Origin of the sequence: Enterobacter sp. BIGb0383 (assembly GCF_003751845.1) — a bacterium.
In the GTDB taxonomy this organism is placed as follows: Bacteria; Pseudomonadota; Gammaproteobacteria; order Enterobacterales; family Enterobacteriaceae; genus BIGb0383.
Map to the genome: position 1 here is coordinate 255,902 of NZ_RJKQ01000003.1, position 14,747 is coordinate 270,648.

Below are 14,747 nucleotides of genomic sequence, written 5' to 3' on the forward strand. Positions count from 1 at the left end.
GCGCTCAGCGCCGCTTACTCAACAAAAATATGCGGATAGAAGCGGGAGAGATCCTGGGTAATCAGGGCGCGATCCTCGCGGATGCCAATTCCCGCAGGCTGGTCGTTAATTAGCCAGCTGCCGATCAGCATATAGCTGTCGCCAAACTTTGGCAGCGGGCAGAACTGCTGGACGATCATCCCTTCTTCACCGTAGGGACCTTCCACCTGCTCGATGGTTTTGCCGTTTTCGACGATCGAGACGTTAGCGCCTTCGCGAGAGAAGATCGGCTTGATAACGAACTTATCCATCGCGGGATACGCATCGTCAGCAAAGTAAGCCGGGAGCAGATTCGGGTGGTCAGGGAACATTTCCCACAGCAGCGGCAGCAGCGCTTTATTGGAGATAATGCTTTTCCACGCCGGCTCCAGCCAGCGAACGCCAGCGTCTTCTAGCTTGGTGGAGAAGATCTCGCGTAGCATATACTCCCACGGGTAGAGCTTGAACAGATTGCCGATCACCTGGTCCTGCAGATCGGTAAACTGACCTTTCTCACCGAGGCCGATGTCCTCAATATAGAGAAACTCGGTGGCGACGCCCGCTTCAGCCGCGCAGTCCTGCAGATACTGTACGGTACCGCGATCTTCGACGGTGTCGCGACAGCAGGTCAGATGCAGCAGCTGGAAACCGTGGGATTCACGCAGCGCGGCAAAGCGCTCGATCAGCTTTTCCTGCAGGCTGTTGAACTGATCGCTGTTCTCCGGCAGGTTACCGGCGTTGAGCTGATCTTCAAGCCACAGCCACTGGAAAAAAGCGGCTTCATACAGGGACGTGGGCGTATCGGCGTTGTTCTCAAGCAGCTTAGGTTCACCCGTGCCGTCCCACGCCAGATCCAGACGCGAGTAGAGCGACGGCTGATGGGTTTGCCACGACTGGCGGACAAAGCTCCAGGTGTGCTTTGGAATGCGGAATTTGGCCATCAGCTCATCGCTGGCGACCACTTTTTCCACGACCTTCAGGCACATCTGATGCAGTTCAGCGGTGACCTCTTCCAGCTTGTCGACCTGGGCGAGGCTCAGCTTATAGTAGGCCTCTTCGCACCAGTAGGGTTCGCCGTACATGGTGTGAAAATTAAAGCCGAACTCGGTGGCTTTTTCACGCCAGCCCGGACGCTCGGTAATGCTGATTCTTTCCATGCCGATCAGCCACCCATTGAGCGGGAGGTGCTGCCGGTCGCGCTACGCTGCATCGTGGTTTGCTTCGCCACGGACTCGCCAAAGCCGCCACGGGTAATGGTGGAGGTGGTGGCCGGTTTCGGTGCCATCGCCGTTTTCGGAACCGTGGTGGTACGGCCTGGCTGTGCGGCACCGTAGCTCTTACCTGCGGCGTCGGTATACTGACCGTAGGCCGGGCTTGCCGGGTTGCGCGAGCTGAACAGCGGCTGATGCTGCGCGCCGCCGCTCATCATGCGGCCCATCATATAGCCCGCCATCAACGGCATCCAGAAGCTGCCGCTGGACTGCGTCTGTGCCTGATTCTCCGGCACCATACCGGCCTGAGCCGGAGTCTGCTGGCACTGGCCTTCGCCGAATTCGGCCACGCAGTCTTCACGGGAGGCGTATTTCGGCGCGGTGCGCTCGGCTTCTTTCAGCGCGTTGTTATAGGTGGTGGTACATTCCGCGCTTTTGCCCGGATTCGCCGTCGAACAGTCGTCGGCGTTCTGATACATCGACACCGTTTCGTCGCTTTGCTCACAGCCAGCCAGCATAATCACCGCCGTAACGGCCAGGGCAACCGGCGTCAGATGACGGGCGCTCCAGCTCTTACGAAACGTGGCCTGATGAATGTTTTTTGTCCGTTTCATTATTGTCTTCCTGGACCCAGTGGTAGTGCGTGAAAAATTGCGTTAAGGATAGAGGATGAGTGGCTGAAAATGAAGCAGGGACGGGCGTTGCAGGCGGGTCTTTACGTTGCCTTACGTAAAAACGGGGGCTGATGCCCCCGTTTGCGATACGAAATGACTTATTTCTGTTGTGCGGTTTCCGGCGCGATGCTGTCCGGCGCGGTGGTGACCGCTTTACCCAGGGTGTTATTCAGCGCGACCAGATCCTGCTCGTTAAGCGTACCGAGTGCGGATTTGATGTTCAGCTGATTAATCAGGTAGTTGTAACGCGCGCTTGAGAGCTGCTGCTTGGCGTTAAACAGGGTAGTGGTGGCATCCAGCACGTCAACGATGGTACGCGTACCCACAGAGTAGCCGGCTTCCATGGCATCCAGCGAGCTTTGCGCGGAAACCACGGCCTGTTTGTAAGCGTTAACGCTGCTGATGGAAGCGTTGATATTGTTAAACGAAGAACGCACGGTCTGTACTACGTTGCGGTGTGCGCTTTCCAGCTGCTCGCTGGCGCCAACGAAGCCATACTGCGCCTGTTTCACCTGCGAGTTAACCATCCCACCCTGATACAGCGGCAGTGAGAAGCTCAGACCAATTTTGCTCTGACCAATGTTGCTGTCGTCGTACTGTGCGCTGTTACGCGTTTTATAGCCGCTGTTGGAGCTGTCGGTAACGGACGTCGAAGCCGTCAGGCCCAGCGTCGGCAGATGGCCGTCCTGCGCCTGGCGGATTTGCTCGCGCGCCAGATCCTGGCTCAGGCGGGCCTGAAGCAGGGACAGGTTGCGGCTTTCCGCCTCTTTCAGCAGGGTATTCACCGCCTGCGGCTTATCGGTTTTAAAGCTGTCCACGTTCAGAGAGGCCAGCGCCGGGTAGTAGTTACCGGTGACCTGACGCAGGCTTTCCACCGCGTTGTCCAGGTTGTTGCGGGCGGTGACTTCATTCGCCAGCACGGTGTCATACTGTGAGCGGGCGTTCTGTACGTCGGTGATGGCAACCAGACCCACGTTAAAACGCTGGGTGGTCTGGTCCAGCTGGCGGTAGATAGCCTGTTTCTGCGCTTCGGTGTAGGAGAGCGAGTCGATAGCGCTCAGTACGTTGAAGTAGGCGGTCGCGGTGTTCAGGATCAGCGTTTGCTGATCGGTCTGGAAGGTGACATCCTGAATACCGGCGTTCTTTTCCTGCAGGCTCAGCGCACGCCATTTAGACATATCAAAAATGGTCTGCGTCAGCTGCAGTGAACCGCTGGTGGAGGTGCCATTAATCCCGCTCTGATCGCGGTAGCCACGTGTATAGCCGTAGTCAGCGCCCAATCCAAGCTGCGGGAGCAGCGGGCTACGTGCTTCATTAATTTTTTCGAAGGCAGAATCACGGTCAGCCGCTGATTTACGCAAATCCGGGTTGCTTAAACGTGCCTGCTGATAAACCTGTAACAGGTTTTCTGCCTGACTCATCGCGCTGAAGCCCGTCAGGCTCAGGCCGATAAGAATGGGGAGCAATTTCTTCATTTGCATTCCTTGTGTGAAGCATCGTAGCGCTGAACAAAATAGAAAAATAATCGCCGATTCTACCAGAGTCTGCCACTGTGATAGCTTTGCGTAATGTGCCATCTGGCACTAATTTGCACAAATGTACCACACCCGTGGTTAAAGCCTATGTAAACCGAATTTAAAACCACAATTTCATCACAGTTAACAGGACATAACGATGAGCCAGCCTCGTGAACAGGCCGTTACTTTCGCTAAAAATGATGTAGAAATTATTGCACGTGAAACGCTTTATCGCGGTTTTTTTTCGCTCGATTTGTATCGTTTTCGCCACCGCCTTTTCAACGGCGAAATGAGCGGTGAGGTCCGACGTGAAATTTTTGAGCGCGGGCATGCCGCAGTCTTGCTACCCTTTGACCCTGTGCGCGATGAAGTGGTACTGGTCGAGCAAATTCGCATCGCGGCTTATGACACCAGCGATAGCCCGTGGCTACTGGAACTGGTCGCCGGTATGATCGAAGAGGGCGAAACGGTCGAAGAGGTTGCCCGCCGGGAAGCCGTAGAGGAAGCCGGGCTGGTCGTCGGGCGGGTGAAGAAATTTATGAGCTATCTGGCAAGCCCCGGTGGCACCAGCGAGCGCTTATCCCTGCTGGTGGGGGAAGTGGATGCGACAACGGCCCAGGGGATACACGGCCTGGCGGATGAAAATGAGGATATCCGCGTTCATGTGGTAAGCCGGGAGCAGGCCTACCAGTGGGTTGAAGAGGGGAAAATCGACAACGCGGCCTCTGTCATCGCTTTGCAATGGCTGCAGCTGCATTATCTGGAATTACGAAACGAGTGGAAAAAATGAAGCGTTATACACCTGACTTCCCTGAAATGATGCGCCTGTGCGAAACCAACTTCGCGCAGTTACGCCGCCTGCTGCCGCAAAACGATGCGCCAGGTGAAACGGTGAGCTATCAGGTGAGCAATGCCCAATACCGGTTAACGATTACAGAATCGACCCGCTACACTACGCTGGTCGAGATTGAACAAACCGTCCCGGCAGTCAGCTACTGGAGCCTGCCGTCAATGACGGTGCGGCTTTACCACGATGCGATGGTTGCCGAAGTGTGTTCAAGTCAGCAGATCTTTCGCTTTAAAGCGCGTTATGATTATCCTAATAAAAAGTTGCATCAACGCGACGAAAAGCATCAAATTAACCAGTTTCTGGCTGACTGGTTACGATACTGTTTAGCACATGGAGCGATGGCGATTCCGGTTTGTTAGCGTAGTGGAACCTAAGGACACCATTTGGAAAGCCTGTTAAACCTTCCTCTGGCCGGTGGGGCCAGGGTCAGGATACTGCAAATTACTGATACTCACCTGTTTGCTCAAAAGCACGAAACGCTGTTGGGTGTGAATACCTGGGAAAGCTATCAGGCCGTACTGGCGGCCATCCATGCTCAACAGCGTGATTGCGATTTAATTGTGGCGACGGGTGATTTAGCGCAGGACCATTCCGCCGAGGCCTATCAGCATTTCGCTGAAAGCATCGCGGCTTTTGCCATGCCCTGCGTCTGGCTGCCGGGCAATCATGACTTCCAGCCAGCGATGTATAGCGCCCTGCAGGAAGCGGGAATTTCGTCAGCGAAGCGCGTGTTTATTGGCGACCACTGGCAGATCCTGTTGCTTGATAGCCAGGTCTTCGGCGTGCCCTACGGCGAACTCAGCGACTATCAGCTGGAGTGGCTGGAGCGCAAGCTGGCCGATGCGCCTGAGCGTAATACGCTGTTGCTGCTGCACCATCACCCTCTGCCGTCAGGCTGTAGCTGGCTGGATCAACACAGCCTGCGCAACGGCGCGGCGCTGGATACCGTGTTGGCGCGCTATCCCCGCGTCAGGCATATGCTCTGTGGCCACATTCATCAGGAACTGGATCTCGACTGGAACGGGCGACGGATGATGGCGACGCCATCGACCTGCGTACAGTTCAAACCGCACTGTGCCAACTTTACGCTGGATACCATCGCACCCGGCTGGCGCTGGCTGGAACTGCATGACGACGGCACCGTGACCACCGAAGTCTGCCGTCTGCAAAGTACGCAGTTCAGCCCGGATACCGCTTCAGAAGGCTACTGATGTCAACGCTTCTCTACCTGCACGGTTTTAACAGCTCTCCGCGCTCCGCTAAGGCCACTCAGTTCAGGCAGTGGCTGGCGACGCACTATCCGGAGATTGAGATGGTGGTGCCGCAGCTGCCCGCATTCCCCGCCGAGGCGGCGGAGCTGCTTGAGTCGCTGGTGCTTGAACGAGGCGGCGTGCCGATGGGCATTGTCGGCTCCTCCCTTGGCGGGTATTACGCCACCTGGCTCTCCCAGTGCTTTACGTTGCCTGCGGTGGTGGTGAACCCGGCGGTGCGACCCTTTGAGCTGCTGGTGAACTATCTTGGTCAGAACGAGAATCCCTACACAGGGCAACAATATGTGCTAGAGTCTCGCCATATTTACGATCTCAAAGTCATGCAGATCGACCCGCTGGACGCGCCAGACCTGCTCTGGCTGCTGCAACAGACGGGAGATGAAGTGCTCGACTACCGCCAGGCAGTGGCGTATTACGCCTCCTGCCGCCAGACCATTGAGCAGGGTGGTAATCACGCTTTTGTGGGTTTTGACGATCATTTCACACAGATTATCGATTTTCTCGGTCTGCGCTGAGCCGCCCGGGAAACGATGCGTTCACATTCTACGAAAACACCATGACGCAATCTTATAACGCAGATGCCATTGAGGTACTGACCGGGCTTGAGCCAGTGCGCCGTCGTCCGGGGATGTATACCGACACGACTCGCCCGAACCACCTTGGTCAGGAAGTTATCGATAACAGCGTGGATGAAGCGCTCGCCGGCCACGCTAAACGCGTGGAGGTGATCCTGCACGCGGACCAGTCGCTGGAAGTGATCGACGATGGCCGTGGGATGCCGGTGGATATACATCCGGAAGAGGGCGTGCCTGCGGTTGAGCTGATCCTCTGTCGCCTGCATGCTGGCGGTAAGTTCTCCAACAAGAACTATCAGTTCTCCGGTGGTCTGCACGGGGTCGGGATTTCCGTGGTCAATGCCCTGTCGAAGCGTGTTGAAGTGACCGTGCGTCGTGACGCTCAGATCTACAGCATCGCGTTTGAAAACGGCGACAAGGTTCAGGATCTGGAAGTGATCGGCACCTGCGGCAAGCGCAATACCGGTACCAGCGTCCATTTCTGGCCGGATGAAAGCTTCTTCGACAGCCCGCGTTTCTCCGTTTCCCGCCTGTCTCACCTGCTGAAAGCGAAAGCGGTGCTCTGCCCTGGCGTAGAGATAGTCTTTAAAGATCACGTTAACAGCACCGAACAGACCTGGCGCTACGAGAATGGTCTGAGCGACTACCTGAGCGAAGCGGTCAACGGGCTGCCTCTGCTGCCGGAAAAGCCGTTTATCGGCAATTTCGACGGTGAGACCGAAGCGGTGGACTGGGCGCTGCTGTGGCTGCCGGAAGGCGGTGAGCTGCTGACGGAAAGCTACGTTAACCTGATCCCGACCATGCAGGGCGGCACCCACGTTAACGGCCTGCGTCAGGGCCTGCTGGACGCCATGCGTGAGTTCTGCGAATACCGCAATATCCTGCCGCGTGGGGTGAAACTCTCCGCCGAAGATATCTGGGATCGCTGTGCTTACGTGCTGTCGGTGAAAATGCAGGATCCGCAGTTTGCCGGTCAGACCAAAGAGCGTCTCTCCTCGCGTCAGTGCGCGGCCTTTGTGTCCGGCGTGGTGAAAGATGCCTTTAGCCTGTGGCTGAACCAGAACGTTCAGGCCGCAGAAATGCTGGCGGAGTTGGCGATCTCCAGCGCCCAGCGTCGTCTACGTGCGGCGAAAAAAGTGGTGCGTAAAAAGCTGACCAGCGGCCCTGCGCTGCCCGGTAAGCTGGCGGACTGTACCGCGCAGGACCTAAGCCGTACCGAACTCTTCCTCGTGGAAGGGGACTCGGCGGGCGGCTCTGCCAAACAGGCTCGTGACCGTGAATACCAGGCGATCATGCCGCTCAAGGGTAAGATCCTGAATACCTGGGAAGTCTCGTCCGACGAAGTGCTGGCCTCGCAGGAAGTCCACGATATCTCCGTTGCTATCGGTATCGATCCGGACAGCGACGATCTGAGCCAGCTGCGCTACGGCAAAATCTGTATCCTCGCGGATGCCGACTCCGATGGTCTGCATATCGCCACGCTGTTGTGTGCGCTCTTTGTGAAGCATTTCCGTACGCTGGTGAAACACGGCCACGTCCACGTGGCGCTGCCGCCGCTGTACCGTATCGACCTCGGCAAAGAGGTCTATTACGCGCTGACCGAAGAAGAGAAAGCCGGCGTGCTGGAACAGCTGAAGCGTAAAAAGGGCAAGCCTAACGTTCAGCGCTTTAAAGGGCTGGGTGAAATGAACCCGCTCCAGCTGCGCGAAACCACTCTTGATCCAAACACCCGTCGTCTGGTGCAGTTGACCATCAGCGACGAGGACGATCAGCGCACCAACGCGATGATGGATATGCTGCTGGCCAAGAAGCGTTCGGAAGACCGCCGCAACTGGCTGCAGGAGAAAGGCGATATGGCGGATCTGGAATCCTGATAGCCTGTTGCTGAAAAAACGGAGCGCCTGGTGCGCTCCGTTTTTTTTGGGTGTGGGTTAAAACATAAGCCGCCAGGGCTGTAATACTGTGGCCAGCGAAGGCAAGCCTGCACGCTGTAAACATGCTAGATACTCATTGGCCCCGAACGGGGGTTTATTGAGAGAAACACGAGCATTTCTGGCCGCTCTCAGTACCAGCGCGTTATTGAGGTCGAAGAGATCGCAAATAAACGTATCCGGGCTCAGTGCTTCAATGCCAAATACAGCCAGACGTTCTGCCGGAAAGTCTTTCAGGTTCGCCGTAACAATGGTTTCGGCTCCGGAGCGTATGGCCGCTGCCAGTACGTGCCTGTCATCGGGATCGGGCAAACGGAGTCCTTCGATAAGATCCTCATAGCCAACGATCCTGGCATCAGGCAAAGCCTGATTCATCAGGGTTTCCGTTCGCCTTAGCTGCTCAGCACAGATTTGAGGGCGGTGGATAAGCAGATTTCGCTGCCATTCCTGCTGAATACGGTCGGTCCATTTCGGCTGATATAACCCCGTTAGCCCCAGATGCATCAGCAGGTCCCGCAGCAGCGACGGATAAAGCACACAGGCATCAAGTACCGTGGGCCACGGGGGATGCAGCATCAGTAAAGCCCGAGTTCCTGGCCCTGGTCCGTCAGCGCCTGCATGGCCTGCATACTGTCACGATCGCGCTGCTCTTTGTAGTGCATAAGATCAGCGAAAAGTACCCGGCGATGGCGGCCGGTCCGATGGAAAGGCAGATTGCCCTCCTCGAGCAGCTTGACCAGATGAGGGCGAGAAACGTTCAGCATATTGGCAGCCTCCTGCGTTGTCAGTTCAGCATGCACCGGAACAACCTGTACGGCATTTCCTGCCGCCAGCTCTCCGAGGACGTTGACCAGAAGCTTTAGTGCCGAAGTGGGCAGTTCAATCTGATGGGCAATGTCGTTTGCATCCTGAATCGTGATTTTCTGGGTTTCCAGGTGCGTGGACAGCCAGGTAGCAAGCTCTTTTTGCCCACGCGTGGCGGCCTCTATTTCCTTTTTTGCCGGGAGACTGAGACCGTTAAGCTGCGAGTGTGTCATGGTGTTCCTCCCATTGAGAGTATGAAAAAATTAATTTGCGATAAGTGTTCAGGAAAACATAGGGATGATGATGTAACAAACATCGCTGAATGCGAGCTGTTTTGTTTTCCTTGCCAGGCTGCAGTGTTCTAAGAGAAGATTAAACGAAATAAACGAAATTCGCAATAAACGAAACGCCCACTATTTCCCCATTGATTTCTTCCGGTACTGCAGCGGCGTTTCACCAATCCCCTTTTTAAACGCGCTAATAAAATAGGTCACATCGGAAAACCCCACTTCAGCGGCTATCTCGCGGATGCTGGTCTCGCTGTGCAGCAGCGTTTCGCAGGCTTTGCGCAGGCGAAGGGTGTTGAGGTAGTGATGGATATGCTCGCCGGTCTCAAAATGGAAGCGGCGCGAGACATAGCTACGGGATTTACCGATATCCCGGGATAGCGCATCAAGACTGAATTTCTGCCGGTAGTTTTCTTCCAGCCAGAACATCACTTCGCTGGCGATGCCGCCGTCACTTTCCGGAAGGTGTTGCTGCTCCTGGGGCAGCAGGCTCAGTAACGTCAGCAGCAGGCTGGCGACGTTTTCCGTATTCAGCGCCGCCAGCTGTGCGTAGCGGCTAAACAGATGGTCGATATGCGTGTGGCAGTCGGCCATATCGGCCACGAAAGCCGGGCCGCCACGGGCGGTAAGGGTCTGAAGACGTCTCTGATTCTGCGGGAAGTCGCGCAGGGTTTTCAGCACCGCATGATGGTCGACGTGGATAATCGTCCGCCGGTAGCTGTCCTGCACCTTCTCATCCACCATCACCTTGTGCAGCGTAAAGGACGGGAAAAAGAACAGTCGCCCCGGCCGCATGGTGTACTGGCGATTATCGACGATCACCACGCCGTAACCCTCTTCGACATAGAGCACCTCCAGGCACTGATGCCAGTGGTGATAGCGCACCGTATTGGCGTACAGCCGACTAAAGGAGACGATGGCGTTATTAAGCGCGATCGGCTCCAGACGATCCGCCTGCCAGTGGGTTTTCACAGGACAATATTTCTCAATTTATAGCGGTTAAATTCCATTTATAAACCACCTTTTTAAATTTCCACAACTGGCGGTTTGGGCAAATTCTCCCGGTGTGACTGAGATAACATTTCTGTCATCCGGCGATTCACTATCCTTAGTCCCACGTTAACAGGCGGGTAAAAGGATGCGGGTGACCAGAGTGGAAACATCAAAAATATTGTCTTCGCGGGATGATGTTGTCGCGGCGCTGACGGAGATGCTGGCGGCGCTGGATAAGCAGTTTCCGGCGGGAAAATCCGGTTTTCCTCTGGGCCAGACCTGTGCCCACTACAGCGTTGAAATCGCCAATATGGAAGGGCTTTCCCGTGCGCTGTGGGGTGTGTTCCCGCTGCTGGCGGGCGGCGAAGAGGTGCCTGTCTTTGATAAATACCGCGAGGCTATTCGTCAGGGCACCGATCCCGACAGCGAAGGCTACTGGGGCGAAACCGGGCCGTACGATCAGCGGCTGGTGGAAATGGCCGCCTACGGCCTGGGCCTGTCGCTGCTGGGTGAGCGCTTTAACGAGATGTTTGATGCGCAGACCCTGCACAACCTGCACCGCTGGCTGGACCAAATCACCGACGCGCAGATGCCCGACAGCAACTGGAACTATTTCGCCATTATGGTCCAGCTCGGTTTTAAACGCGCCGGGCTGCCCTGGGATAAAGCGGCGGTAGAGCGTCGTTTTGCCATGATGGAAGCTTACTACCTGGGCGACGGCTGGTATTCCGACGGTCCCGGGCGGCCGAAAGATTATTACATCCCGATGGCCTTCCACTTCTACGGCCTGATTTATGCCACGCTCAATCAGGATGACGACCCGCAGCGCTGCGCCGTTTTGCGCGAACGCGCTCAGTAATTTGCCGCCGATTTTATCTGGATGTCGGCAGCAGACGGCGCATCGGTGCCGTTTGGCCGCAGCCTGACCTACCGCTTTGCGATGGTCGCTTTCTGGAGTGCGGCAGTCTTTGCCGGGCTGGATGTGCTGTCGCCTGGCATCATCAAAGGCGTGATCCTGCGCCATCTGCGCTGGTGGCTGAAGCAGCCCATCTTCGATCGCGACGGGATTCTGACGCTCGGCTTTGCGTATCCGAACCTGGCGATGTGCGAGGACTATAACTCGCCGGGATCGCCCTACTGGGCGCTGAAGGTCTTTCTGATCCTGGCCCTGCCTGCGGATCATCCGTTCTGGCAGGCCGAAGAGCTGCCGCTTCCCGCGATGGACGGTAGTCGGGCAATCCCACATGCCGGACAGATCCTTATCCACAGTGCAGGATCGCAGCATGTCACTATGCTGACATCCGGCCAGCGGGAGCTGAATAACTACGTTAATACCGACGCCAAATACACCAAATTTGCCTACTCCAGCCGGTTCGGCTTCACCATCGAGCGCGGTCGCTACGGCATTAAACACGCCGCCTGTGACTCGATGCTGCTGCTGGCGGATGGCGATGAGTACTACCGGGGACGGCGCGAGTGTGAAGCGGTGGAGGTGCATCAGGATCACATTCTCTCCCGCTGGTCGCCCTGGCACGATGTGCATATCACGACCTGGCTGATTGCCTGCGGCGAGTGGCATCTGCGGGTGCATAAGATCGACAGCGCACGCGTGCTGAAAACGGTGGAGGGCGGCTTTGCGGTACTGAAGGCGGATCACGATCCGCTGGGCGAGCGTGGCTGCCGGATTAACGCCAGTAACGGCACCAGCGCGATCCTCGATCTCTCCCCGCAGCCGCTCCGGCGGGCGGACAGCGTGGTGACGCCGCCCAACAGCAGCATTATGTTTGCCGGTTGCGTTTCGATCCCGCTACTGACGGGCGATATTCCCCGGGGTGAAAGCTGGCTGTGCTGCGCCGTGGCGGCCAGTGGACGCCCCGATAAACCCTGGTCTCTGCGACCGGATCTGACTATCGACGGTAACCGACTGACGATAACCGACCCGCTCAGCGGCAGGACGCTCACGCTCTCTGTTTAACCTCCGGGCCGTTAGCCGGACATCCCTTAACTGATATCTCTACAGGCTTTCGTCGAGGATAGTATGGAAAATACACCAACGAAAAACAGAACCGAGTATTACAAAATCAGTACCTTCATCTTTTTGTACTTCTTTACCTGGTCGGCAAGTATTGGTTTGCTGGCGATCTGGTTAGGACAAAAAGCGAATTTAAGCGGGACGGTAATCGGCACGGTCTTTGCGGTTAACGGTATCTTCTCGGTAATTCTTAAACCGATCTACGGCTACATTCTCGACAAAATAGGCATGAGCAAATACCTGCTCTATTTTGTGGTCGCCATGTCGGCACTGATGGCTCCGTTCTTTATTTATGTTTACCAGCCGCTGCTGATTTCCAACACCATGCTGGGGATTGTCGTCGGGGCGATCTATTTAAGCTTCGCGTGGTATGCCGGTGTTGCCGCCTGCGAATCCTATACCGACCGCTTTAGCCGCCTGAACGGCATGGAGTTCGGCCAGATCCGCATGTGGGGATCGCTGGGTTGGGCGGTGGCGTCATCGTTCTCCGGCCTGCTGTTTAACCTCTCTCCGGCCTATAACTTTATTCTCGGCAGCGTGGCGTCACTGGTGATGCTGGTGGTGCTGCTTAGCCTGAAAGTGAACGTTAACTCCGCCCATGCCGGTGAAGTGCTGGCCAAAGAAAAAATCGTTCCGGCGGACGTCTATGCGCTGCTGAAAAGTCGCAAATTCTGGGCATTCTGTCTGTACGTGGCGGGCGTAGCCTGGATGATGTTTATCGCCGAACAGCAGTTCTCGCGCTACTTCGTCACCTTCTTCGACGATATTCATCAGGGCAACGCCGTCTTTGGCTATCTGGGCACCGTGCAGTCGGCGATGGAATTCCTGATGTATATGGTGATCCCGCTGTTTGTGAATTATATCGGGGCCAAACGCGGTCTGTTAATTGTCGGGCTGGTGGTCGGTGCACGTCTGATTATTTCCGGGCTCGCCGATTCGCACCTGTTAATTTCCGTGCTGAAACCGCTCTACGGTCTGGAAATCTGTCTGCTGCTGGTCTCAGTCTTTAAATATATCGCCGAGCATTTCGACAAGCGTGTGAATGCCACCATGTATCTGCTGGGCTATCAGGCGATGCTCTACGTCGGCAACGTTGTGGTCTCCTCGCCTGCGGGCCTGCTGTATGACCGGATTGGCTTCGAGCATACCTATATCATTATGGGCTCCATCGCCCTGCTGTTTACCGTGATATCCGCCTTCACTCTTTCGGCCTGCCAGAGCAAATGGCGCCAGCGTGCGCCGCTGGATATTGCCGGAAGTCATACTGCACGTTAATGCGAATAACCGATTTGTTGCTGTCAAAAAAGGAACCGAAATATGTTAAAGCATATCGCTGAGGAGACCCTGCGCGACTTCCCTGGCACTCCGCATCATCCGCAGGCGCTGCGTGATGAGCTGGGCGCGGCGCGCAGTCATGTCCTTGCCCTGATAGGCCGTCATTTAGCGGAGTTCGGTGAGCGTTTCCCGGCAGAAACCTGCGTTAAAGGCTACTACCCGCTGACCGACAACGTCGAATGGACCACCAGCTTCTGGACCGGGCAGCTGTGGCTGGCGTGGGAGATGAGCGGTGATGCGACCTTCCGCGAGATGGCGGAAAAGCACGTGCGCTCCTTCGGGCTGCGTATCGCCGGACGTCAGGACACCAATACCCACGATCTTGGGTTCCTGTATACGCTCTCCTGCGTGGCGGGCTGGCGTCTGACCGGCAACCGCGATGCCCGTGGTTTTGCGTTGCAGGCGGCGGAAGCGCTGCTGGAGCGTTTCCATCCAAAGGCGCACATTATCCAGGCCTGGGGCGATTTGCAGGATCCTGAGCAGGCCGGAAGGATGATTATCGACTGCAATATGAACCTGCCGCTGCTCTACTGGGCCAGCGAACAGACCGGCGATCCGCGCTTTGCCAGTGCGGCGCAGGCCCACGTGATGCAGGCGGCAAAGTATCTGATCCGCGAAGATGCCTCGACCTTCCATACCTACTATATGGATGTGAAAACCGGCGAGCCGCGCTACGGCAACACCCAGCAAGGCTATGCGGACGACTCCTGCTGGTCGCGCGGTCAGGCGTGGGGGATTTACGGTTTCCTGCTGAGCTATATCTATACCGGCGATGCGAGCATGATTACCCTGTCGAAGCGGCTGGCGAACTACTTCCTTAACCGCCTGCCGGAGGATCACGTTTGTCACTGGGATCTGGCGCTGGTCGGCACCGATGCACTGCGTGACTCTTCCTCGGCGGCGATTGCCGCCTGTGGCCTGCTGGAGCTGGTGAAGCACCTACCGGTGACCGATCCGGACCGGGAACGCTATCAGCTCTGGGCGACGGAGATTGTGCTCTCCCTGTCGCGGCACTATGTCAGCGGGCTTGAGGAGGCGGGTAACGGCGTGCTGAAGCACTCGGTCTATCATCTCTCCAGCAACAAAGGCGTGGACGAGTGCAGCAGCTGGGGGGATTACTTCTACGTTGAAGCCCTGGCGCGCGTGAGCCAGAGCTGGAAGCTCTACTGGTAACAACACTGCTGCGGCCAGGCGAGAGCTGGCCGCGCGAGCAGAATGTTGCAGACCTCGCCGACGTAAGGCTGTGGGT

The 14,747-nt window shown here is 56.6% G+C and carries 12 protein-coding genes and 2 pseudogenes; 8 read left to right on the forward strand and 6 right to left on the reverse strand.

Features of this window, described 5'->3' with window-relative positions; genetic code table 11:
* Positions 1-14: 14 nt before the first annotated feature.
* The 3 genes and pseudogenes from EDF81_RS16785 to tolC form a co-directional block, all read right to left on the reverse strand.
* Positions 15-1,175 carry a glutathionylspermidine synthase family protein gene (locus tag EDF81_RS16785; RefSeq protein WP_123349296.1) on the reverse strand — a complete coding sequence of 387 codons (1,161 nt, stop codon included), beginning with the start codon at positions 1,173-1,175 and terminating at the stop codon, positions 15-17.
* 5 nt (positions 1,176-1,180) lie between these two features.
* On the reverse strand, positions 1,181-1,843 hold the full coding sequence (locus tag EDF81_RS16790) for a DUF1190 family protein (protein WP_123349297.1): 663 nt from the start codon (positions 1,841-1,843) through the stop codon (positions 1,181-1,183).
* 164 nt (positions 1,844-2,007) lie between these two features.
* A pseudogene (gene tolC / locus EDF81_RS16795) lies at positions 2,008-3,378 on the reverse strand (outer membrane channel protein TolC); the annotation flags it as partial.
* A 199-nt stretch (positions 3,379-3,577) separates the two neighbouring features.
* On the opposite strand from tolC, the gene nudF reads away from it, so the two are divergent.
* Genes nudF through parE form a run of 5 tightly spaced genes read left to right on the forward strand, consistent with a single transcriptional unit; the run spans position 3,578 to position 7,990 of the window.
* Positions 3,578-4,210: an ADP-ribose diphosphatase gene (gene nudF / locus EDF81_RS16800; RefSeq protein ID WP_123349299.1), complete on the forward strand. Its 633-nt coding sequence runs from the start codon at positions 3,578-3,580 to the stop codon at positions 4,208-4,210.
* A complete protein-coding gene (locus tag EDF81_RS16805; RefSeq protein WP_123349300.1) occupies positions 4,207-4,629 on the forward strand; it encodes a DUF1249 family protein in 423 nt (140 codons plus the stop codon). The genes nudF and EDF81_RS16805 overlap by 4 nt, the downstream gene beginning before the upstream one ends.
* Positions 4,630-4,653: 24 nt before the next feature.
* Positions 4,654-5,481 (forward strand): 3',5'-cyclic-AMP phosphodiesterase, encoded by an 828-nt coding sequence (gene cpdA / locus EDF81_RS16810; protein WP_123349301.1) that lies wholly within the window; start codon positions 4,654-4,656, stop codon positions 5,479-5,481.
* Positions 5,481-6,056 carry an esterase YqiA gene (gene yqiA / locus EDF81_RS16815; protein ID WP_123349302.1) on the forward strand — a complete coding sequence of 192 codons (576 nt, stop codon included), beginning with the start codon at positions 5,481-5,483 and terminating at the stop codon, positions 6,054-6,056. The genes cpdA and yqiA overlap by 1 nt, the downstream gene beginning before the upstream one ends.
* Positions 6,057-6,097: 41 nt before the next feature.
* The gene (gene parE / locus EDF81_RS16820; RefSeq protein ID WP_123349303.1) at positions 6,098-7,990 is read left to right on the forward strand and encodes a DNA topoisomerase IV subunit B; all 1,893 of its coding nucleotides are present in this window, start codon (positions 6,098-6,100) and stop codon (positions 7,988-7,990) included.
* A gap of 57 nt (positions 7,991-8,047) precedes the next feature.
* Here parE and EDF81_RS16825 read toward each other — a convergent pair whose 3' ends face one another.
* The 3 genes from EDF81_RS16825 to EDF81_RS16835 form a co-directional block, all read right to left on the reverse strand.
* Positions 8,048-8,623 (reverse strand): PIN domain-containing protein, encoded by a 576-nt coding sequence (locus tag EDF81_RS16825; protein ID WP_123349304.1) that lies wholly within the window; start codon positions 8,621-8,623, stop codon positions 8,048-8,050.
* Positions 8,623-9,084, reverse strand: coding sequence for a helix-turn-helix domain-containing protein (locus EDF81_RS16830; RefSeq protein WP_123349305.1), 462 nt, complete (start codon positions 9,082-9,084; stop codon positions 8,623-8,625). Before EDF81_RS16830 ends, EDF81_RS16825 begins: the two co-directional genes overlap by 1 nt.
* 180 nt (positions 9,085-9,264) lie before the next feature.
* Positions 9,265-10,110: an AraC family transcriptional regulator gene (locus EDF81_RS16835; RefSeq protein WP_123349306.1), complete on the reverse strand. Its 846-nt coding sequence runs from the start codon at positions 10,108-10,110 to the stop codon at positions 9,265-9,267.
* A 166-nt stretch (positions 10,111-10,276) separates the two neighbouring features.
* Between EDF81_RS16835 and EDF81_RS16840 the strand changes: the two are divergent.
* The 3 genes and pseudogenes from EDF81_RS16840 to EDF81_RS16850 all read left to right on the forward strand — a co-directional run bounded on the left by EDF81_RS16840 (position 10,277) and on the right by EDF81_RS16850 (position 14,671).
* A pseudogene (locus EDF81_RS16840) lies at positions 10,277-12,106 on the forward strand (DUF2264 domain-containing protein).
* Positions 12,107-12,169: 63 nt separating this feature from the next.
* Positions 12,170-13,438, forward strand: a complete 1,269-nt coding sequence (locus EDF81_RS16845; RefSeq protein ID WP_123349307.1) for an oligosaccharide MFS transporter — start codon at positions 12,170-12,172, stop codon at positions 13,436-13,438.
* 42 nt (positions 13,439-13,480) lie between these two features.
* Positions 13,481-14,671 (forward strand): glycoside hydrolase family 88 protein, encoded by a 1,191-nt coding sequence (locus tag EDF81_RS16850; protein WP_123349308.1) that lies wholly within the window; start codon positions 13,481-13,483, stop codon positions 14,669-14,671.
* The last annotated feature ends 76 nt before the right edge of the window (positions 14,672-14,747 follow it).